Annotated in this window: 13 protein-coding genes; 7 read left to right on the forward strand and 6 right to left on the reverse strand. The window is 51.9% G+C overall.

Annotated features, from left to right (window positions below; genetic code table 11):
- Nucleotides 1-43: 43 nt before the first annotated feature.
- The 5 genes from BMW71_RS00845 to BMW71_RS00865 all read right to left on the reverse strand — a co-directional run bounded on the left by BMW71_RS00845 (nucleotide 44) and on the right by BMW71_RS00865 (nucleotide 8,633).
- A complete protein-coding gene (locus BMW71_RS00845; protein WP_177179547.1) occupies nucleotides 44-1,327 on the reverse strand; it encodes a PepSY-associated TM helix domain-containing protein in 1,284 nt (427 codons plus the stop codon).
- Nucleotides 1,328-1,345: 18 nt separating this feature from the next.
- On the reverse strand, nucleotides 1,346-3,811 hold the full coding sequence (locus BMW71_RS00850) for a TonB-dependent receptor (RefSeq protein ID WP_092168158.1): 2,466 nt from the start codon (nucleotides 3,809-3,811) through the stop codon (nucleotides 1,346-1,348).
- A 455-nt stretch (nucleotides 3,812-4,266) separates the two neighbouring features.
- Nucleotides 4,267-5,643: a glycoside hydrolase family 140 protein gene (locus BMW71_RS00855; RefSeq protein ID WP_092170102.1), complete on the reverse strand. Its 1,377-nt coding sequence runs from the start codon at nucleotides 5,641-5,643 to the stop codon at nucleotides 4,267-4,269.
- Between the two features lie 422 nt (nucleotides 5,644-6,065).
- Nucleotides 6,066-7,700, reverse strand: coding sequence for an FAD-dependent oxidoreductase (locus tag BMW71_RS00860; protein WP_092168161.1), 1,635 nt, complete (start codon nucleotides 7,698-7,700; stop codon nucleotides 6,066-6,068).
- A 129-nt stretch (nucleotides 7,701-7,829) separates the two neighbouring features.
- Nucleotides 7,830-8,633 (reverse strand): PhzF family phenazine biosynthesis protein, encoded by an 804-nt coding sequence (locus BMW71_RS00865; RefSeq protein ID WP_092168164.1) that lies wholly within the window; start codon nucleotides 8,631-8,633, stop codon nucleotides 7,830-7,832.
- A 386-nt stretch (nucleotides 8,634-9,019) separates the two neighbouring features.
- Here BMW71_RS00865 and BMW71_RS00870 point away from each other — a divergent pair, with 386 nt between their 5' ends.
- On the forward strand, nucleotides 9,020-9,934 hold the full coding sequence (locus BMW71_RS00870) for a ThuA domain-containing protein (RefSeq protein WP_092168167.1): 915 nt from the start codon (nucleotides 9,020-9,022) through the stop codon (nucleotides 9,932-9,934).
- A gap of 137 nt (nucleotides 9,935-10,071) precedes the next feature.
- Here the strand turns inward: BMW71_RS00870 and topA are convergent, their stop codons facing one another.
- Nucleotides 10,072-12,417 carry a type I DNA topoisomerase gene (gene topA, locus BMW71_RS00875; protein ID WP_092168170.1) on the reverse strand — a complete coding sequence of 782 codons (2,346 nt, stop codon included), beginning with the start codon at nucleotides 12,415-12,417 and terminating at the stop codon, nucleotides 10,072-10,074.
- Nucleotides 12,418-12,586: 169 nt separating this feature from the next.
- On the opposite strand from topA, the gene BMW71_RS00880 reads away from it, so the two are divergent.
- The 6 genes from BMW71_RS00880 (at nucleotide 12,587) to BMW71_RS00905 (ending at nucleotide 22,963) form a co-directional block, all read left to right on the forward strand.
- The gene (locus tag BMW71_RS00880) at nucleotides 12,587-13,063 is read left to right on the forward strand and encodes a SixA phosphatase family protein (RefSeq protein ID WP_092168173.1); all 477 of its coding nucleotides are present in this window, start codon (nucleotides 12,587-12,589) and stop codon (nucleotides 13,061-13,063) included.
- Between the two features lie 52 nt (nucleotides 13,064-13,115).
- Entirely contained in the window at nucleotides 13,116-14,183 is a 1,068-nt protein-coding gene (locus tag BMW71_RS00885; protein WP_092168176.1) for an agmatinase family protein, read from the forward strand.
- A gap of 338 nt (nucleotides 14,184-14,521) precedes the next feature.
- Complete coding sequence (locus tag BMW71_RS00890) at nucleotides 14,522-17,722, forward strand: SusC/RagA family TonB-linked outer membrane protein (protein WP_092168179.1); 3,201 nt, start codon at nucleotides 14,522-14,524, stop codon at nucleotides 17,720-17,722.
- 52 nt (nucleotides 17,723-17,774) lie between these two features.
- The gene (locus tag BMW71_RS00895) at nucleotides 17,775-19,253 is read left to right on the forward strand and encodes a SusD/RagB family nutrient-binding outer membrane lipoprotein (RefSeq protein ID WP_092168182.1); all 1,479 of its coding nucleotides are present in this window, start codon (nucleotides 17,775-17,777) and stop codon (nucleotides 19,251-19,253) included.
- Between the two features lie 232 nt (nucleotides 19,254-19,485).
- On the forward strand, nucleotides 19,486-21,246 hold the full coding sequence (locus tag BMW71_RS00900; RefSeq protein ID WP_244891034.1) for a hypothetical protein: 1,761 nt from the start codon (nucleotides 19,486-19,488) through the stop codon (nucleotides 21,244-21,246).
- Between the two features lie 196 nt (nucleotides 21,247-21,442).
- Nucleotides 21,443-22,963, forward strand: coding sequence for a sulfatase family protein (locus BMW71_RS00905; RefSeq protein WP_244891035.1), 1,521 nt, complete (start codon nucleotides 21,443-21,445; stop codon nucleotides 22,961-22,963).
- The last annotated feature ends 46 nt before the right edge of the window (nucleotides 22,964-23,009 follow it).

Genomic DNA, 23,009 nt, shown 5'->3' on the forward strand with positions numbered 1-23,009 from the left:
GGTTGCTGCCGCCCGCAAGCTGCGGGCAGCAACCCGAAGAGGCCTATCGGGCCTGTCTCATTTTTGTTACAAAAACGTACCAGGCCAGCCAGCCTACACTTGCGAGGATGGTCGCGACGAGGAGTATGGGTTCCCAAGACAGGCCATACCGAAAATGCATAAAGAAGAAAAGGTAGGCGAAAATCGGCGCCGCAAGCAGCCAGTTGATGTACTTCCAAGCCCCCATCACCGCATTTTTTTTCGTTGCTGATTTTTTAAGCTGCCTTCGTAGGGCAATCCAAATTCCGGTAAGCACCAGTCCGGAAATTCCCAGGCCGCTGATAAACCAAATGATTTTGGATGTCAAGCCACCCCAATTGCCAAAATGAAGGGGGTCGGCTATATCGTTCAGGTACATGATCGTTGGAATATCTTCCGCTTTTTGCACGCCTACGGCTTCGTAATTGAGGGGATCCACATATACCCGATTGGCTCGGTTTCTAACCAGTGGTACCTGGCTTTTTCCCCGTAAATAGATGGTGCTGGATGGCTGTCTGGGGGGAACAATGCCCCTGATTTCCAGTCCGGGTATGGTATGCAGGGCAACCTTAGCGGCCATGTCGTAATCCCACCGGTACGGAAAGGGCGTCTGGTCTGCGGAATCAAGGGCTACTTCTCTGTCCAGTTTTGGTGCGGCAGGGTTGGATATATCGGAAACCTTGCCCAGGTTGGTTCGCTCGGTAAAATACCATATCCCTGTCAGCGAAAATACCATCACAAAAGGAATGGACCATAGCCCTACCAGGCGGTGCAAGCTGCGGAACAGTACCAGCTTTCCGCTGCTCCGTTTCAGCTCCAGGAACTTACGCCACCATTTTTTGTAGAAGAGTAGCGCAGTACCCAGGGATATTGCCAGCAGAAAGGCAAACACCAACACCATGAAGTAGCCGATCTGGTAAAAGGGCATAAACAGGTAATAATGAAAATCACGAAAAAATCGTTGAAACGTCACTTTTGTCGCTCCGGTTACCTTTCCGGTAAAGGGATCGGCGAAAACATAGGTACGGTATCCGTCTTTTTCCAGATACAGGATATCATTTAGATAGGGCTCTTTCGGCATGAGCCAGTAACTGAGTGTATGGTTGGGGTAGGCCTGTTGTAATTCCTGCACAATGGTATTGTATGGCACCCGGTCCCCGCTGCCAGTGGCGCGTAGGCCCGGGTGAAAAAGCCAATCCATTTCGTTGCTCAGGGTAGCCAGTGTGCCCGAAAAGCAAACGATAAAAAAGAGAAGACTTAGTTTGATGCCAATCCAGCTATGCAGCTGAAACAATGTGCGTTTGTTCACCCTCACGTGCGTAATAAGTTAAAAGGAGTAGGAAACGGTGGTTAGGATGTTTCGTGGACTTCCGGGAAACGCCCGAATCACGTCGTAGCCTCCTACCCAGTGAGTTTCGTCAAATACGTTATTGATGTTGATTTGAAACTGCACCTTGTCCAGTTTGTAAAACAAAGCCGTATCAACTATGCCATAGGACGGAAACACGTCGGGTTCCTCACCGGAGACGATGGAGCCAAACCGCTCGGAAACGTGGTTGTAACCCAGGCCTATCCCCAGGTCTTTAAATACTCCCCCTTCGAAGATGTATTTGGTCCAGACATTTGCAGTATGTCGGGGGGCATTCGGTTTTTGCCGGCCGATCACTGATTCCTCGTCGGCAGCCGTTATTTTTGCGTCGTTAAAGGCATAGCCCGCGACAATGGACCAATTTGGAAGGATGTTTCCGCTCAGGTTCAATTCAAAACCCTGGGCTTCCTCTTCCCCCAGTTGTACCAGTCTTTCGGGGTTTGTCGGATCATTGGCATTATACAGGCCCCCTCGCTCTACGATTTGATAGAAGGCGAGGGTTGCACTTAGCTGATCGTTAAACAAGTTGGATTTCGATCCGATTTCCAGCATTTCGCTGGTTAGGGGATCGAATGGGCCGCCAGCCTCGGGGTTGATAAAAGCGGCCGCAGTTTGGGGTTGGTATCCCTGAACCCAGGTACTGTACAGGTTGGTGGTGGGATGAATGCTGTACACCAGCCCTACCCGGGGCAACAGGGCCTGCTGGTCCACCGTTTCTTCGGCTGGGCTGTTGTAATTCAGGTAATCATTAAAATATTCCTGGCGAAGCCCAAGCAGCACTTTCAAGGGTCCGAATTCAGATTGGTTTTGAAGGTAGATACCGTGGGACTCCTGCATAAATTGGTTGAAGGTGCGCTGTATGTAGCGGTAGCCGCTCATGTCCCGCATGCCGTTAGCAATGGGAGAGGTAAGGTCAAAATGTCCCACATTGGTGGCCGGGTTTCCATTGGCATCCATGACATAATTGGCTGCATTCGCCGGATTGAATACATTGGATGTGCCTCCGTTCTGTAGGAGATAGGACCGGGCCTCCAGTTGTGATCCTCCGGGCAATTGCTCTTGTCGAAAATAGTCGTATCCTGCCAGCAGGGTATGGCGGGTCGCTCCCAGTTGGTAGTCTACGTTCAGGTAATTGTTAAACGAATTGTTGTTCCAGGAACGTTTGCGGATAAAAACCCGCATGGCTACCTTGGTATCGTCGATGGATCCGTCCCCCAGCGAAGCAAAGCGGTTGGAAGTCCGGTGTTCCAACAGGTCCTCGTTGTAGCTGGAGAGTTGGTAGCTGCTGTTAAAACTGACCTGATCTGAAAACTGGTGCCGCAAGGAAACGGTGGCATTGATGGTGGTTTCATCCAGGAAGTCGTTGATGGCGCTCAGGGAGGTGGTAATGGGCGTGGTAAACAGGTTCCGGTTGCCAAAGGCTGCTTGTCCCCGGTCCAGGCGGCCCTTTGAGTCCTGGTAAACGATGTCGAAGTTAAGGCTGGTATTGTCCGTTGGTAAAAAAGCAAAAGAGGGGGCCACGACGAGGTTTCGGCTAAACTGCAGGTCCCGGAAGCCGTCCGAGTTTTCGAAGCCGATGTTGAGGCGATACAATAGTTTTTTATCTTCGGTCATGGTGCCGGTAAAATCAGCGAGGGTGCGCAAGGTATTGAAGCTACCCACCGTGGTAGAGATGGATTTACGGGATTCTGCCAGGGGTTTTTTGGTCACCCGGTTGATGGCACCGCCCGGGGATGCATTTCCAAACAGGGCAGAAGCCGGCCCCTTGATCACCTCTACCCGCTCTATATGGGGAATCAATTGCGGTTTCCAAAAGCTGGTAAAGGTGCGCATGCCATTCAGCAATGTGCCAAAATTGCGCTGGCCCTGTACACGAAAACCTCGAATGGTGATGTCGTTGTAAAAACTAAATTGATTCACACCAGCTACATTTTTCACCACATCGTTGACCGTAAAGGCTACCTGATCCAGCATAAGTTCTTTTGTGACAAAATTGATCGTTGCCGGAACATCCTTTATCAAGGAGGCAGTTTTTGTTGCCGAATAGGTTTCCTTGTTGTCGTAGCCAACTTCTCGTCGGCCGGTGATTTCTACCGTCTGCAAGGCATAAAGCCCCTGTGTGAGCGATACATTGACCTGAGTCACTTTTCCGGCGTTTATCGTTACCACCCGAGACTGGGTCTCGTATCCAATAGAGGACGCCATCAGGGTATAGCTACCCGGTGCCAGGTTTGGTAGGGAAAACGAACCGTCCGCACCGGTTACGGTTCCGGTAGCGGAACTTTTCAACGCGATGGAGGCGAAGGGGAGGGGTTCCCCAGTAGCATTGGTAACCTTACCGGCAAGGGTTCCGGTCTGTGCCTTCAGGGGCTGTGCTGCTAAAAGAACCTGAAGAAAAAAGACAAAGAATAGGTATCGGGACATCTTATATTTATTTAGATTGATTTAAAATAATAGCAAATATGCAACATGCTTTCAGAAGCTAAAAATTATTTAGACTAAATAAATATTGATTTTTTCTATGGATTTCACATTCCCTATTCGCTAATCCAATTGGCCGTCTGAATAGCCCAAAGAGTAAAAGAGGCGGCTAAGTTTCGGAAACCCGAGCCTGGGATAGGCCATTCCCTGAGGAGGCTATTGCCTGCTTTCCCTTGTGGAAATTGCGAAAGGACACCAGTGGATTGTCCGCTGGAGTTCGGCGGACCTGCCGACTCCGGGGTTCCTGATTCGACTCAAACCAGCCGCGAAACTACGGGTGTATTCTTTAGAAAAATAGCTGCAAGCCAGTTAGCAAGTGGCAGGCAATACAGGCAGCGATCGGGGAAAAGATCAGCGGCGCTTACGTGCGCATCCCAAAAAGGGGAAGGAATCGTGACTTAGTCCATAAACGCCGAAAAATCGTACCCGGCCGCTTTGTCCACCAGCAGCAGGAGGAAATCGCTGCCCCAGCCACTGGCCCAGGGGGTAAAGCGGTGTGCTGAGCTGGTCTTCAGGTCGCCAATCGCCTTGACCCGGCCGTTTCGGGGATTGAACCAGTACGCGCTGACGGTTTCCGCATCCAGTTTTGGTAAATCCAGGTGCAGGGGCATACCGGTAGGGGTATAGGCAAGTAACAGGTCGCCCCTTTCCGTTCGGGCAAGTAAGCGGTGGGAGGTGTCCTCGGGATTGTCTCCCAGCAGTAAGCGTTGATCCAGTTGCAGTTCCTGCCAGGGCAGCGCTGAAAGGATGTTTTTCAGGTAGCCCATTTGCTTCGAACCGGGTAGGTCTAGCGCCTCCTGCCATCCCGTGCGGGCATTGATTACGGGTTCGTGCTTGCTGCTGTACATTTGCCAGATGTCGTTGCAGCCGTAGGTGTAGCCGGCGGCTCCCGATAGCATGGTCCAGTATCCGGCCACCCGCACATCTGCATCGTCTAGCCAGCCATACGCTCTGTCTTCCCAAAACCGATCGCGAATGTTTTCGTAGCGGGGCTCCCCGTTGATTACCGGCCGGGTGCGCCTTAGGTTTCGCGCGTCCAGTACGTATTGGTAGTCCTTTGCCAGGCGGCTGTGCCCGCTTTGAAACATGTCCAGCTGCAGCCAGGCATCCTCGCTAAAAAAGTCCGTCGCTTTCTTTCCACCGACCGGATGGAAGGTCAGCAGGTGGCGTTGGTCATGGGCCCGAATGCCTTGGGCCATGGCGCGAATGATTTCGTAATGAGTTTCGTTCTCCATCGCCCGGTCTCCTCCCAGTATCCACACCAGGTTGCTGTGGTTGTGGTAGCGTTTGGCCAGTAACTCGCCATAGGTGGCGGCATTCTCCGGGGTAAAGATCTCCGGGCCAGCCCCCCACCGGCGGTTAAACTTATCTCCCCAGGTGGGCAAAAGTCCCACATATAGCCCCAGCTCCGAAGCCTTTTCCATCAGGTAATCTACGTGTTCAAAATAGGCTTCGTTTAGCTTTTCGGGGTTGTTGTCGATCAATGGGGTAGCTCCCTGCGCATTAGGACTGTTCAATCCATCCAGTTCGGCCAGGATCACGGTTTGGATAAGGGTAAACCCCTTATCGGCCCGGTCCTGTAGGTACCGGTCTATTTCTGCTTTGTTCAGGCGGTGGAGCAGTTCCCAGGCGGTATCTCCCAACCAGAAAAAGGGTTGCCCGTCCGCTGTTTCCAGATACCGTTGATTATCGGAGATTTTCAGCAGGGGGAGCTGCTGTCCGGTGGTGAAAAGGGTCAAAAAAAGCAAGGGTGCCAGCATTGCAAAGGGTTTCATGTTGATTTTCGGTTTAGGTTTGACAAGAGGTGCACGTTCCACAGACGGACAAACAGGCTGCTTTTCCTGGGATGAACCTCTTGAGTAAATATCCTTTAAATTAGAAGAAGTTGCAACAATAGCAGGAAAAACCTGCTGTGGGTTTAGTGATCAGGGCCTACTTTTGGGGCGAAACTAAGATAGAAATTGGATCGCTCTCAACGTCTACACCTTTGCTTATTGGTACTTCACGTATTCATGCCCGGTAGTCGGAGTCCTCTGTGCCTTCTGGATTGCGTAAAAGCTGTAGCAGTGCCTCGCCGATCACATCCATTTATGCATTCCGATAACGACGAGTTAAGGAATTGAATAAACCGTCAGGAAAAAGCCGCATTGGCGGGATTCGAATTAATGGGCTTTTTTCCGGATTGTCCTGGCGCTGTTTAACGTAAGGTGATAACGGTCCGGTTAGCTTCCAGGCGTTCTTTCAATTCGGAATAGGGCAGCTGTTGCACGGATGTGTTCGTTTCCAGGCACAGGTCGGCCGCGATGCCCGCCGCTTCCCCCAACAGCATAAAGGTCCATTCCAGCCGGATGGCTCCATAGGCGATGTGGCTGGCAGAAAGACAGGTGGGTGTCAGCAAGTTGTTGCATTCGGATTCCCGGGGAACCAGGCTGCTGTAGGGAATGGGAAAGGGCTTCCAATTGTCCCCACCAAAAACAAAGCCTTCGTTATAGGCCTTGCCTTCCCGCACAATGCGCCGCACGTGGTGCACATCCGGAGGCCAAAAGGCAATGGCTACCGGATCCTCGATACGAATGCTGGTATCTTTGCGGGTATGGTGCTCGGTAATGACGTAATCGGATTGCATTCTCCGGCCGTCGCGGATATACAGCATGCGGGGCCAGCCCTGGTTGTCGGTAAATTCGTCTTTCGTGGTACCCCACTGACGCCATTCCTGGCGGACGTTTTTGGGAACTTCCGGGTCGTTGGCCAGAAACCAAAACAGGCCACGGGTAAAATCCAGGTGGTATTGGTAAATCTCGGCCCGTTGCTCGTAGTCCCCTTCCGGGTAGGCGTGGTTCATGCCATACAGGTTGTGCGACAGGTCGTGCCAGGCCCCCAGATCGGTTTTGTTGCCCGGAATGGAGTAGGAAGGCTTGTACAGGCTACCGCCGGCGTCCAGGTAGCGCAGGTAGATCTCGTACCAATCGCGTTGGTAGTTTTCGGGCTTTGCAAAGGGTACGCGGTTGGATGGGTCTTTGGTCAGGCAGGCGCGGAAGCAGTAGGCCTGAATGCGCCCATCGCCCGCGCCGGGTTGACCCAGGGCTTCGTCCTGAATGGTATGAATCAACCCGCTCTGCGGATTGCCGGGCTCTACATAAGGATCCACAGCCACCTCGAAATTCCGGTAGGTATTCGATTCGCGGATGCCGTTTTTGGTTTCTCCGTAGCGGCTATTTGGCTCCCTACCTACGATCGTGGATATCCCGGCATAGTGCAGTAGGTCACCTTCGTAGGAGGCATCGATAAAGAGGGAAGCCCGAAACGTTTTCCCGTTACGTGTTTCAATGGACACGATTTTTTCGCCCTCTTTGGTTACCGCATCGAAGGCAAGGCGTAGCCTGGATTCCGTATAGACCGGGATTTCCAGCTCGGCCAGCCAGCGATCAAAAATACCCTTGGCCACATGCGGCTCAAAGCGCCAGGTGCGGGCCTGGGCTCGTGCCGAATCGAAGTTGGTAACCCCATAATGCCGGGCCACGTCTTTGTAAAACTCCAGGGTAAGCCCACCGATCACGGAATCGTTTTTAAAGCCGGAGTGATTGTTGATATCCGATCCACCCAGGCCTTCGATCGTCATGCCTCCGATATATGTATCCGGGCTGACGATCACTACCTCCCGACCACGCTTTTTTAATTGTACGGCCGCCAGGATCGAAGCACTGGAATTGCCGTAGATGCATACCTCGGATTCGATGAGCTGTTCCGGATGATGGCAGGCCCATCCGAGTACAAACACCAGCAATACGGATTGGGGGATTTTTCCGAAAGCGGAGTTAAGGGCGGTTTTCATGGTTTCTTAGTAAAAAGGTTGTCGCGTTTCAATATACGACCTCTCACGAAAGGAGTCAAAACCTGCCGCAAAATCAGTTCCTTTCTTCAAAGGAATACGGATTTTGAAATGAGATGTCCGCGGGCAGCCTTAGCGCTGCGCCCATTCATCCAGGAAGAGTTCGCCGATGAGGTAAAGTTTGGCGGTTCCGCTAATGGCTACACGCTCGCCCTCGCAGCGGCAGTACAGGTAGCCTTTGCGGGAAGAAAGCTGGGCAGCACGCAGGGTTGGTTTGCCCAGCTGCTCCGCCCAGTAGGGTGCCAGGGTGGTATGCGCCGAACCCGTTACCGGATCCTCGTTTATCCCCGCTCCTGGTGCAAAGAATCGGGACACAAAATCCAATTGTGTACCTTTGGCGGTGACGATTATCCCCCGGGCAGGAAGTGCTGCGATCCGCTCAAAATGTGGCTGCAGATTTTGTATGGCTGCTTCAGAGTCGTAGACCAGCAGGTAATCCGATTTGCCAGCAAAGGCTTTTGTGGGAGACAGGTCGAAGCAATTGCGGAGATTGTCGGTTACCGGAATTTCCCGAACGGGGTCCGGCGGAAAATTCAGGGTTAGCTGATCGCCATCCTTGCAAACCGTCAGGTCTCCGCTCCGGTCGGAATAAAAGTGAATACTGCTGCCCGCATGCTTTTCGAAGGAGAACAGAACAAAGGCGGCAGCCAGGGTAGCGTGCCCGCACAGGTCTACTTCCACCCGCGGGGTAAACCAGCGGATCTGGTAGCGATCTCTTTCTTTTACGTAAAACGCCGTTTCGGACAGGTTGTTTTCCATGGCGATTTGCTGGAGTAGCGAATCCGGCAGCCACTCCTGCAGGGGGCAAACAGCTGCCGGATTTCCTGCAAAAACCCGGTCGGCGAAGGCGTCGATTTGATAGATTTTTTGTTGCATGTGTGTCTACGTATGCGAATGTAGGAATTCCATCTTAAAAATGGGCGGTAAGCAAGCTCATTTTCCTGCTAACCTGCAGCGATTGAAGGGCTTGAAGGTGCCTGGCCACCGGGGAATTTCTGGTCTGGAGGGCGCCGTTTTGCCCAGGTTGGTTGCGCGAAAGCATTCCCGATGTCTGCACCGCTGACAGTGAAAATCGGCAAAAGGGACCGGTTCCCGTTGGTACGATCGTTTTTTTCGCCTATATTCACCCGCGGATTCGTTAGAATACGAAAACAAACCGATGGCAATCAAATTGGAGAATGCAGTAGTCGGTCTGTTTGGTGTATCCGGTGCGTTTCCAGACAGTATTCACCAAATAATCCACGATATACCCGGTAGTTACCATGAGAAAAAGCATCTACACCTTACTTTTATTTTTTATTGCGGGCGGTCTGTTTGCGCAGAGTATGAAAGATATTCCGGTCAACGAGGAATGGCTGGAAAAAATCGAGTCCCTGGCCCCTTCCGACACCAGAATTGAGGCCCCGGTAAAGAACATCCTGGTTTTTTCCCAGCATACGGGCTTTTACCATTGGACCATCCCCCACAACGACGAACTACTTAAAATTCTTGCAAAAAAGACCGGTGCCTTTGAGATTACCATCGCCCGGGATATCGATACGTTTGAAAAAGAGAACCTAAAGCAGTACGACGCGGTTGTGCTGAATAATTCCAACCCTTCCGGTCCGGATCGGGACCTGTTCGCAGATTTGCTAAAGAAAAATTCCAGTCTGGATGATGCCCGCATTGCAGAATTGGCCAGCCAATACGAAACCAATCTGATGGAATACGTGGAGGAGGGCGGTGGCCTGTTTATCATGCACGGTGCCATTACCGTTCAAAACAATTCACAAAAATTTAGCTCCATGGTGGGTGGAAGCTTTGACTACCACCCCAAGCAACAGGAAATGCACTTAAAGGAAGTAGACCCAGGCCATCCCCTGGTACAGGCATTTGATGGCAAGGGGTTCGTTCATACGGATGAGCCTTACTTCTTTAAAAATGCCTATTTTGACTACAACTTCCGCCCGCTGTTATACATCGAAGCCGATAAACTAGAGGGTGTCAGAGGGGAAGTGAGCAACAATACCATCTATGTGGCCTGGATCAAGCGGCACGGAAAAGGCCGGGTGTTTTACAGTTCCCCTTCCCACAATGCCCAAAGTTTGGAGCAGCCGGAGTTGCTGCAATTTTTTGTGGATGGGCTACAGTACGTGGTGGGGGACTTGCCGGCGGACGATAGCCCGATGAAGAACTAAGCAGGGTCCTTAGTGGGAGTTTGCCCCACCCATCTTTATGCGATAAATTCACACTTTCCTTGCCTGTTTCTGTATATAAAAAATCCGGATAAACGCATGTGTGTATCCGGATTTTTTGTTGAAACTGGGGAATAAACTTACTTTTTCGTTTTCTTCTTCGTAGGAGCGGCTTTCTTGGGTTTGGCTTTCCCTTTTTTACTGTCTCCCTGGCTTTCGACGATTTCCATGGTTTCAGCAAAGGTCAGCGATTCGGCCTCCTTATCTTTGGGGATCTTGAAATTGTTTCTACCCATCTTGATATAGGGTCCCCAACGACCGTTAAGTATTTGTAGTTCGGGGTTTTCGTCAAAGGATTTGATATGCTTTTTGGCATCCGCCTCCCGCTTGGCCTTGATCAGTTCGATGGCTTCCTCTTCGGTGACCGATAGGGGATCGTACTCTTTGCCCAAGGATACAAACTTGCCGTCGTGCCGGATGTAGGGTCCGAATCGCCCCACGGCGGCCACAATTTTCTTGTCCTCAAAATGGCCCACGTCCCGTGGCAATTTGAACAGTTCCAGCGCATCTTCGAGGGTCATGCTTTCGATAAACTGCCCTTTCAACAGGCTGGCAAATTGTTTTTCCTCGTCTTCCTGATCCCCGATTTGCACCAATGGTCCAAATTTCCCCAGTCGGGCAATGACCTTTTTACCGGTTTTGGGATCGATACCCAGCTCCTTGGAGCTGTTGACATCGGTGCGTTTGATGTTTTCCGTTTGCTCTACTTTGGTATGGAAAGCCCCGTAAAAATTTTGGATCATTTCCTCCCAGGGTTGCTCTCCATGGGCAATGTGGTCAAACTCTTTTTCCACCTTGGCAGTAAAAGAAAAATCGATCACGTTTGGAAAGTGCTCGACCAGGAAGTCGTTCACCACCATGGCAATGTTGGTGGGGAAAAGCTTGTTTTTTTCCGTGCCAGTGGTTTCGGTTTTCTCGGCGGATACAAATGACCCGTCCTTGATTACCATTTCGGTATACTTTCTGGGCGTTCCGTCCCTGGATTCCTTGAGTACGTAGTTTCGTTTCTGTATGGTGGAGATGGTGGGAGCATAGGTGGACGGGCGACCGATGCCCATCTCTTCCAATTTTTTCACCAGGGAAGCTTCCGTGTACCGGGCCGGTGGCCGGGTGAAGGATTGCCGGCCCTTCATTTCGATCAACTGCAATTCCTGTCCCACGGTTAGGGGAGGGAGCAAGCCTTTGGCAGTGGACTCTTCCTCCTCGTCCTCGTCGGTGCTTTCCAGGTATACCTTCAAAAATCCCTGAAATTTGATTACTTCTCCGCTTGCGCTCAGCGTTTGATCGGCGTTGGAAATGGCTATGGAAACGTTGGTTTTTTCCAATTGGGCATCGGCCATTTGCGAGGCGATGGCACGTTTCCAGATTAATTCGTACAGCCGCTGCTCGTTGCGATCGTTTCCGGCCTCGGTAACCGAGAATTCCGTAGGGCGGATGGCTTCGTGGGCCTCCTGCGCTCCTTCCGATTTGGCAGTGAATTTTCGTTGGTGGTGGTATTCTTTTCCAAAGGCCGACGTTATTTCGGCTTCTGCACTTTTTAGTGCATCATCCGAGAGATTTACGCTGTCGGTACGCATGTAGGTGATCCTGCCGGATTCGTAGAGTTTCTGGGCGATATTCATGGTCTGGGCCACGGAGAAATACAGCTTTCTACTTGCCTCTTGTTGCAGGGTGGAGGTAGTAAAGGGCGCAGCCGGGGTCTTTTTCGCCGGTTTGGTTTCCAGGGATTTGATGGAAAAATCAGCTTCCAGGCAGTTTTTCAAAAAGGCTTCTGCCTCTTCTTTGGTATCGAACTTCTTGGGCAGTTCCGCTTGCAGCTGCTTTCCTTCTACGTCAAAAAGCGCGGTGATCTTGTAGGAAGAGGTAGCGTCGAATTTTTCTATTTCCCGCTCCCGGTCTACAATGAAGCGCACGGCCACGGATTGTACCCGGCCTGCGGACAGCCCGGCTTTTATTTTTTTCCACAAGACCGGTGAAAGTTCAAAACCCACCAATCGGTCCAGAATTCGTCGGGCTTGCTGCGCATTGACCAGGTCCAGGTCGATTTTGCGGGGAGATTCCAAGGCCTTGATGATGGCGGATTTGGTGATTTCCCGGAACACAATGCGTTTGGTATTTTCGTCTTTCAGGTTGAGAACCTCCTTTAGGTGCCAGGAAATGGCCTCGCCTTCGCGGTCGTCGTCACTTGCCAGAAAGATGGTCTCTGCCTCCTTAACTAATTTTTTTAATTCCCGGATTACCTCCTTTTTATCGGGGCTGACCTCGTACGTTGGTTTGAATTTATTTTTTATGTCAATGGCATTTTCCCCTTTGGGTAGATCCCGCACATGCCCGTAACTGGAAGTAACTTTGAAGTCCTTTCCAAGGTAACCTTCTATGGTCTTGGCTTTTGCAGGGGACTCGACAATGACTAAATTTTTTGGCATGGTTTACGTAGTTAAAGATAAAAATACATGGGATCCGGTTACTATCCGCTAAATTTGGCCTAAAAATAGATGTCATATACTTGTCTTCCAAATATTCCTCCCCCGCAATTTTTATTGCCGGGGTAAAATCTACATATTTAATTTTCAAAGCAACGACCAACGACAGCTTATGGTGAAGGAATTACTACTGGCCCGACACGGAGAAGCAACGGCACCTTCTTTTGCAGTGGAAGACATGCAACGGAGCCTCACGCCCGCTGGTGCCCAGCAGGTGGAACGATTGGGAAGGACGCTGGCCATAAACGGCCAAACCTGCGATTATTTGATCCACAGCCCCGCCAGACGATGCAGCCAAACTGCGGCCATTCTTGCCCAACAATTGTCGGTGAAAACCTGCAATGCTCACCGATCCATTTATCAGGCCAGCCGGGAGCAGCTTTTTCGGCAGTTAACGCAGTTTCCGAAAGAAGCCAATCAGGTGCTGTTGGTGGGACACAATCCGGCCGTCAGCCAGCTTGCTGCTTACCTTACCGGAGAGTCTCACCTGGTGTTTTCCCCGGGTATGATGGCTCGGATTCATTTCACTGACCAGGAATGGGAGGCCGTGTCCAAAGGAACCGGAACCTTGGAGGAAATCCTGCAATAGGATTCATTTCCATTCCCAACCTGAATTTATCCGTACGCAAAATCCTTTTTTTATGTCAGCCAACCCTACTTCCATTACCAATTTTGATCCAAACGGTCTGGGCCAAGCCGGCAAGCTCTTTGGCCTTCCCTTTGAACCCGAAAACAGTCAGCTGCTGATCCTTCCCGTTCCCTGGGAAGTGACGGTGTCTTACCGGTCGGGCACGGCCGGTGGACCTGCAGCCATCCTTGAGGCCTCCGTACAGGTTGACTTGTTTCAAGAGGACATACGGGATGCCTGGAAGCTTGGCCTGTCCATGCTGCCCCTGAACCCGGCACTAAAGGCGGATAATGATAACTACCGCTTGTTGGCGGATAAATACATCCAATGGCTGCAGAAGGGATCTCCGGAGGCCGACCACGAACGTTTCGCTGCCGTGCCAGACATTATCAATGCTGCCTGCCGAAAAATGAACGATTGGGTAACCGAACAGGCCGAGAAGCAATTAGACCAGGGCAAACTGGTCGGTTTGCTGGGTGGCGATCACAGTACGCCTTTGGGACTGGTGCAGGCGCTTGCCAAAAAACACGAATCGTTCGGCATTCTGCAAATCGATGCCCATGCAGATTTGCGCCCGGCTTACGAGGGGTTCGACCTTTCTCATGCTTCCATTGCCTATAATTTCCTGAAAATTCCCCAGGTGCAGCGCCTGGTACAGGTGGGCGTTCGGGATGTATGCGAACAAGAATGGAACCTTAGTCAATCCGATACGCGTTGCCAGCTTTTTACCGACGGAAACCTGAAGGAGCAATTGTACGGAGGCAATACCTGGGAGGCGCTTTGCCGGGAGATCCTTGCGGCCCTGCCGGAGCAGGTCTACCTAAGCATCGATATCGATGGCCTGATTCCACAGCTATGCCCACATACCGGTACGCCGGTACCCGGAGGATTGGATTACCAGCAACTCATGTTTTTGATCAAAATGCTCGTACGGTCCGGCAGGAAACTGATTGGCTTTGACCTGGTAGAGGTGGCGCCTGGTAGCGACGGGGGCGAATGGGATGCCAACGTAGGCGCCCGTATCTTGTACCGGATCGCAAATCTGACCGCTGTCTCCCAGGGAAAACTAAACTGGGGATAGGTTGGGTTGGTCGGTATTTCCGGTTAGGTTATGCGGGCTTACGGGAGCAAATTGGCGCGAAAGAGTACTTCATGGCCTCGCGGGCGTGGATTGCCGGTGATTTTTTAGCCCCGGTAGTTCCCCCCCCCCTTCTTTTGCTGATTTTGTGCACGAACGGGCCTTATCCCCAGAAAAAGTCCCAAGCTTCCAAAATGTGTCATTTTTTATTAACCTGCTCCTCTTTCCAGGGGCGATTCCGGATTTTGGATAAGATACCATATTTTTTGGTTAAGATGTAGCACAGGTTTGGGGAAGTACTAATCTAACTTAGCCTATCCTTTCATACCTAATCAACGCATATGAAAAAATCTACCCTACATCTCCCTTGCCACAGGGCCTCCCTGTGCCTGGGCTTGCTGCTGTTTCTAGGGCTATTTGCCTCTGAAGCGAACGCACAAAACCGGGTCAGTGGTACCGTTCGCAACGAGTCGAACGAGGTCCTGCCCGGTGTCAGCATTCTGGTGGTTGGTACCACCATTGGTACAGTTACGGATATTGACGGCCAATACCAACTCGCCGTTCCCGAAGGCTCCGAACGCCTTTCTTTTTCCTTTATCGGTTTCGAATCCCAAACCGTCGACGTTAACGGACGTAGCACCCTCGATGTGGTCATGCGGGAAGATTCGCAGGACCTGGGCGAGGTGGTCGTGACGGCCTTTGGCGTCCAACGTGAGCGAAAAGAACTGGGCTACACCGTACAGGCACTGAAACCCGAAGACCTGACCAGTGCCAACGATTTCAACCTGGTCAATTCTCTTAGTGGAAAAATTGCCGGGGTACAGGTAACCAATAGCGGTTCTCAGGTGGGCGCCTCCTCCCGAATCGTCATTCGGGGAAATGCGTCGTTCTCCGGAAACCAACCCCTGTTTGTCGTAGACGGAATCCCAATCGATAATTCCAGCAGCAACCTGGGAGGTGCCGGCGGTCTGGATTATGGCAATACCGCCGCAGACATTGATCCGGAAAACATTGCCTCACTTACCGTACTAAAAGGCGCCAATGCGGCGGCCCTGTACGGCAACCGGGCCACGCATGGGGTCATCCTGATCGAAACCAAAAAAGGGCAGCAGGGCAAACAGGGACTGGGTGTGGAACTGAACTCCTCCCTGGTGTTTGATGTACCCAGCTTTTTTATGGATTTTCAGAACGACTACGGACCCGGGCAACGGGGCGGAGAGTACGATTGGCAGCAATACCTGCAAAACAATCCCGGTTCCAACCTGAGCTATAATGAATACGCGAAACAAAACAGCTACAACTATGTGAACGGAATCGGCGGTGGTATCAACGAAAACGCAACTTCCTGGGGACCGCGTTACGATGCCGGCTTGCTCCTGGATCAGTGGGTGAAGGGCCCCAATAGCCCCTGGGAGTCCATCCCGAATAACATCCACGACCACTATTTTCAGACTGGAAGTAACCTGATCAATCAGGTAGCTGTGACCGCACGAGGCAAAGAAGCCTATGGGCGTGTTGCCTTTTCAAACCGTCAGATGACGGGGACCTTTTTCAATACCGACCAGACGGTCAATACCTTCAATGCCAGTCTCACCCTGCTGCCCACCGATAAATTAAAAGTGAGTACAGATTTCAATTACGTCAACCGATTTAGCGATAACATCCCGGTAGTTAGTTATGGCTCCATGACCAAACTGGCCTGGGGTGCTTTTCGAAACATTCCGCTGGATGAGGTGAAAAAGGTCTATCGGGAGCATGGCAACGAAATGGGCAGCGGCTACAACCAAAATGCCAACAATTTCTATTATGACCTGGAAAACACCAACAGCATGGACCGAAAACGTTTCTTTGGAAACGTCAATATTGATTACCAGCTTAACGACTGGCTTTCTGCCAATATGGTAACGGGCCTCGATTACTATACGGAGGAGAGAAAATCCATCACCCTCTCCCGTACACGGGCCAATATCAACAACAACCGCGGAGGGCAGTTTTCCCTTACCAACCTCAGCAGGCAGGAGTTTAATAGCGATATCCGCTTGAACATCAACAAGCAATTTCTGAATGACTTTTCCCTGGTGGCCTTGGTGGGCGGAAACTTCCGGCAAAACACCGCCGATTTCCTTTCCCTCAGCGCACCCGACCTGGCGGTTCCGGACCTGTTTAATATTTCCAATGTGCGCGGAACACCGGGTACAAGCATGTCCGAAAGTCAGCGGGAAACCTATAGTATCTATTCTTCCGCTACCTTGGGTTACAAAGGGTACCTGTTTTTGGGGGCGACCGGAAGAAATGACTGGAGTTCTACGCTGCCGGAGGAGAATCGCTCCTATTTCTACCCTTCCGTTAACCTGGCCTTGACCCTATCCGAAGCGCTGAACATGACTTCCAGGACCCTGAGTCATGCACAGGTCCGGGCCAGTTTGGCGCAGGTGGGTTCGGATACCGATCCGTACCAACTGATGGGGACCTACGGCACGACAACCTTTAATAACATTTCCTTATTTACTCCCACTGCTGTAAAGCCGCCCACCAACCTGCTGCCGGAAATGACCACTTCCTTTGAAGTGGGGGCTGATCTGCGCTTTTTCTCGGATCGCTTATCGCTGGATGCAACCTATTACCGGCAGGTGACCGAAAACATGATCTTGCAGGTGCCGACCGCCCGGTCCACGGGTTACGCTTCCCAATTGATCAATGCCGCAGAAATTGAAAACAAGGGCATTGAAATCATTTTGCGAGGTAGCCTGGTTCAACGGGGAGACTTTTCCTGGGACGCGACCGTAAACTGGGCCAAAAACACCAGTACGGTGGAATCGCTGTACCAGGGGCTGGAAAACATTACCATCAGTTCCGGTTTTGGCGGGGTTCGGCTGGTCGGCACGCCCGGGCAGCCCTGGGGGGACCTGAGTGGCCTGCCCTACGTGCGAGACGATAGTGGCAACATCATGATCAATCCAAACGGGACACCCATGACCACCAACCAACAGGTGATTTTGGGAAATGTCACCCCGGACTGGATCGGAGGGATACAGAACAGCTTCCGGTACAAGAATGTTACCTTCGGAGGATTGTTTGACTTCCGCATGGGGGGAGATTTCTTCAGCACCACGTATTGGCATTCGTATCCCACAGGAGCTTTTGAAAACAGCGTCCAAAACAACGTACGGGCCGAGGGGATTGTGGTCGAGGGTGTTCAGGGAGATGGCTCACCAAACGATGTTCGCATCTCGGCGCAGGACTATTACAATGGATCCTGGGTGTGGAACAACCACGAGTACTCCATCATCGATGGGTCCTTTATAAAACTGCGGGAGCTCACGCTGGGCTACCGATTTTCGGTTTGGAAGTTGCAAAACGTCAACGTTTCGGTGTTCGGTCGTAACCTCGCGATCCTGCACCGAAGCGCCAAAGCAAAGGAGCTGGGTCTGGATCCCGAATCCGCTTCCCAGATGGGAGGGGGTGAGGCCGGTACCGGCTTTGAAAACTTCATGCCGCCCACCAATCGGTCCTATGGATTCAATTTACGGATCGCCCTATGAGAGGGAATTGTACGCGTCAGGTAAACCAATATTTCGCTAAAATGTGCTCCAAATGAAACATACCATCAACTATAAACTCCCCGGGTTCGTGCTCGCTTCCGCCCTGATTTTCGCTTCTTGTACAGAAGATTGGAACGAGATGAATGTCAACCCCAATCAGCCGTCGGAGGTACCTGCCAGCAACGTGCTGGGTGCCGGCATGACCGTAGTAGCCGGACAACTGTTCGGCGAACGCATCGGTATTTATTACGCGGGCACCTGGTCCGGTCAACTGGCAGCTATTGGTGCCGGGGATTACGAATTCCGGGTGGATATCAATAACAGCCAATGGGACAACCTGTATCGGGGCATGGCCTATTTTGTGGATGCAGCGGAAATCGCCCGGGAGGAAGGAAACCAAAACCTGGAAGCAGTTTCCCTGATCATGAAAGCGTATACGGCCCATCAGGTTTCGGATATGTGGGGAGATATTCCCTACACACAGGCCTTTTTACTGGATAAAGAGGGGATTTTGAGTCCGGAATTTGACACGCAGGCAGTGGTGTATGACAAAATTCTGGAAGAACTGGAAGCAGCTAATTCCATGCTGGATCCAAGTGGTCCGGCAATCGGAGTAGGCGATTTTATCTATGGAGGGGATATTGCAAAGTGGCAAAAATTCGCCAATTCCATCCGGTTGCGGGTGGCCATGCGCATGTCGTCCGTGGTCCCTCAGGATGCGGCGTCGGTCTTGAACCAAATTCTGGGCAATCCTTCCACCTACCCGGTATTTGAAGACCACAGCGATAATGCCTACTTGCACTGGCCGGGGATCAGTTCCAATATCGAACCCTGGCGGCAGCGCCTGGGCACACCCACCAACAAAAACGATCAATACCGCACCAATTACGACCTGATCGAACGGCTCAAGGACATGGACGATCCGAGATTACCGGTCTATGCCGATGAGAACCTAAATGGGTTCTTCAATGGGTACAAAATGGGAATCGGACAGACCAGCGATCCTATGAATGCCCAGGCAAATGTATCGCATATCGGAGACCGATTTGGATACGATGACGAGGGTTTTTCTCCCTTTATGAATGCGGCCCAGGTTTGGTTTATCAAAGCCGAAGCGTTTGAAAGAAACCTCGTTGCTGGAGGCAATAGCCAGGAAGCCTACGAAACAGGCATTACTGTATCCCTTCAGGAAAACGGTATCTCCCAGGACCTGATCGACGAATACTTGCAACGTCCGGGCGTGGCCTGGGATTCCGGTACGTCCACTAACCTGGAAAAAATCCGACTGCAGAACTGGATCGCTCTGTATAAGCAAAGTGTGGAAGCCTGGGCGGAGGTACGCAGAACGGATGTGCCCCTGCTGGACAAGGTTTCCAACGACTACGCCGCCAACCACAACCGACCGCCGTTCCGCATGGCCTATCCAGCCAATGAAATTGCCCACAACCAACGTTTCCCAACCGATGTTGTCGAGGAAGATATTTTCTATGGAATACAGGTATGGTGGGATACCCGGACCGGGGTAGAATAGGTGACCTTGCAAATGCCTGCCGACACGGTCAATCGGCTACGAGCAGCGTTCGGTTGCCCTATTTGGCTACCATGACCAGGGGTGTTGTGCTGCACCAGTGCCACTAGCGAGGCACCGTCCGGAGTACAACACCCCATCCATCCCGTTCCACCTTACACATGCCGAAGGATGGGGCCGTGTTGCTCCACGGTACACAGACTGTAGAACTTCAACCATGTAATCAAAAAGTGCTATGTATGTACGACTCTTTGTCAGTGGCTTATTGCTTGGGATTAGCGGTCTGCTGATCCATGCCACCACTCCTCAGCCGAAAAATTCGGCCCTTGCGACCAATGAAATTTCCCAGCGGGCAAACGGACTGCACGGCTACATCGGCTACAGTTCGCCAAGGCGGCCGGAAGGATTCGGTGCGGGCATAGGCTTTTACACAGCGGTATGGCCGCTGGTAGAAAAGCCCCTTGCCGGATTTCAAATCGGACTCCCCGGCAATTGGATCATTCCGGATAATCCGGACAACAAGGATATGCCTTGCTGTCCTGAAGGAACCATTGCGCGCACCTGGGAACCACGCGGTCCTACCTGGGCCAGTGTGTTTCAAACCCAGGAAGGGGGCTTGGGCTATTGGCGTGGAAACCGCTACCACTACGGACCACCCAAATTCAGCATGAACGGGGTACCCGATTGCTACAATTCGGAAATTGCCTCTCCCGGTTGGCCCTTTTTTTACCGGGCGGCTGCCTTGCCGGAAGACCAGCTGGGGATCGCTCAGCTTAGCAACCGTATACTGGTGCCACCCGATGGAATCACCTTTGTGGAAGACCTGGAAGGAAAGTTTTTGGGCTATACGCACATGATGCTGCCACTTACCGAAAAGCGCGAAGGACCACCACCTACTGGCGACCAAAGCTGGACCCTGTTTCTCAATTCCGCGAATTTTAAGGGACCCGTGGCGTTTTATATTCCCGAAATGTGGAGTCGCCTTTCCAAAGAGTACCCCGCCATCGAAGGCATGGGGTTGGACGCCCGGGAAGGAACCATGGGCGGAGGAGGTGCCATGGAAATCAATACCGTACCCTCCTTCGAAATGAAAACACCGGAAGGGGAATTGTACATTAAAATCCCCCAATTGCAATTTCCCGTCGATGCGCAGGGACGTTCGTTACTCGTGCAGGACGTTACCTATTACTCCAAAGACGCCTTGTTTAATCCCGTAAAGGCCTGGAAAAACGGAGGCGAAGCGGTTTCCGGAGCCTTTCGCGAAGCCCATTCCTGGAAACCTGATATCAGTCCCAGGAAAATTTCTCTCGATGGGGGTGCTCAACTTAATGCCGGAGGTACCAAGCTGGGCGGCCTGGAATCGGTCGTGGAAGCCATCGTAACCGATTCCAACGCCTTCGGTTTGCAGTGGCAGGAAAACCCCTTTGGAAAGCAGGGTCGTTTTCCGGAGTACTTCAAGCAAGTGGGAGACCTACGGGTGCCCATTCCGGAAGCGGAGGCCCCGGAAGAGTTAACAGAAAGTACGTTCGCTCTGGCAGGTACCGAGAAGGAATACATCAACTGGAGGGATGGAAACGAGATCGTTTCGGGAAATTTCCGGATTGACAAAGAGCTTCCCTATTCTACGCCCACTACGGGTGCCTGGGCGCATCCGGGACCTGCTTCCGAAGCTTATTCCGTAGACCTAAAGGATGGATCAACAGTTACCTACAAGTGGTACCGCTTTATTGACCAGCCTTCTTTTCAGCAATTTGACTGGAGCACCGAAGAAAAAGCTGAGCTGCAGGCCCTGGTAGAAAAGATCCACCGAAACTGGACCATTGACAAAACCTACATGGCACCGCCCAGTTCCGGCGGGCTGGTGGCCATTGACCCGGTGTTGATCCTCAGTCCTCCGGCCGGCATGGAAGTGGGGTATGTTCCCATCGTGGTCCGTCAGGAGCGGAAATTGGTTGCGGAATCGGATCGGTCGACTTCGGCACTTGCTAGAAGATGACCCGGTGATTTCCGTGAATATACGGGCTATTCTAATCCGGAGGATTGGGCAAAAGAAGCTTCAGGAAGCCAATACCGTATCGGTGCAGTGGCCTTTGGGGCTTCGGTTTACAAAAAAATAATTGGCAATCTATGGTTGGTTGCCCTAGCTAATGGTATTTTCGATGCAGGAAACGTTGTTTTTCGATAAAAAATGGATGCTTGGACTGCTAATTTCCTGGAACAGTATGTGCCACCATTCGATGGCCGCAAGCCCGCAGGCGCCCCGCCCCAACATTATTCTATTCCTATCGGATGATTTGGGTTATGGAGACCTGGGATGCTATGGGAATTCCATCATCCAAACCCCACACCTGGATCAATTTGCCAGGGAAGGGGTGCGCATGACCGACATGCATTCCGCCGCATCGGTTTGTTCCCCTTCAAGGGCCGCAATTCTCACCGGAAGGAACGGGTACCGAAGCGGTTTCTACAACATTGCCGGCTTTTTCGGAACGACCCTCAGCAAAGAAGAAATCACCCTGCCCCAACTGCTGCAGGAAGTGGGCTATGAAACCGCATTTTTTGGCAAATGGCACCTATCGAAGCTGGAATCGCCGGAAGAAGTATCCGTAAACGAAATGGGTTTTGACTATTCCCTCGCCACTTCCGTCAATGCCTTTGGAACCGGACCGAAAAACCCAGAAAAATTCGTCAGAAACGGGGTTCCCGAAGGTCCGATGGAGGGCTGGTACGTGGACATCGTTACCCGGGAAGCAAGCAGCTGGATCGCTGGGAGAGGGAATCCCGACAACCCTTTTTTCCTGATCGTTTCGACCAACGAGCCACACACCCCGCTGGATCCTCCGAAAAGCTTCGCAAGCGCCTATGATACGGAGGAGGTGCGGAAACTATCCGGGCAGGTTTCTTACGGCGGCGTACCGCGGCCTACCAAAGATTTGACGCACCATTCAAAGGAATACTACGGAACGGTAGCGCAGCTAGACCATTCTTTTGGCACGTTTATGCGCTTTATTGATGAGCAAGGATTGCGCGAATCCACCCTGGTCATTTTCACCAGCGATAATGGTCCGGAATATCCCGTTACCCTGGAAGAGTCCAAAGGCGAATGGGAAGACCCCATTCGGGACAACTGTTTTGGTACCCCCGGAATACTGCAGGGCATGAAGCGGTATCCCTACGAGGGGGGGCATCGCGTTCCCGGCTTGATTCGATGGCCCGGACAGATTCCCGCCGGGACGGAGAGCGATCGGCTCTTTAACGGGACCGATTTCCTCCCCACGCTGTGCACACTGGCCGGCACCGCCATACCGAAGGACCGAACCATCGATGGTACAGATGCTTTTCAGGCGTTTCTCGGAAAAGACTACGAACGTGAAGTTCTACCTATCTGGTTTTTTCTGTTGAATGCTTCTGACATGCCTGGAATGGCCCAAATGGCCATGCGCGATTCGGAGTATGTGTTGGTGGGCAGACTGGGCCCTGCCCGTGGAGACTTTACCGGTCTGCCAGGTCCGGGAACCTATCCGGCTGTGGATTGGCTGAAAACTGCCGTTCCCGACTCCTTTGAACTGTACAACATTAAAAAAGATCCAGGTCAAACCCGGGATATTTCGCAGCAGGAATACGGGCGGTTGCTGGATTTGATTCCCAAAATGCAACAACTTTGGCTGGACATCCGGGACGAAGGCCCCTGGTGGGGACGGATTCCCGATTAAACCCATCCCTGTTGTTTTTTATTCGGTGTATTTCATTTATCTTTTG

Source organism: Cyclobacterium xiamenense (genome assembly GCF_900109255.1).
Taxonomy (GTDB): Bacteria; Bacteroidota; Bacteroidia; order Cytophagales; family Cyclobacteriaceae; genus Cyclobacterium; species Cyclobacterium xiamenense.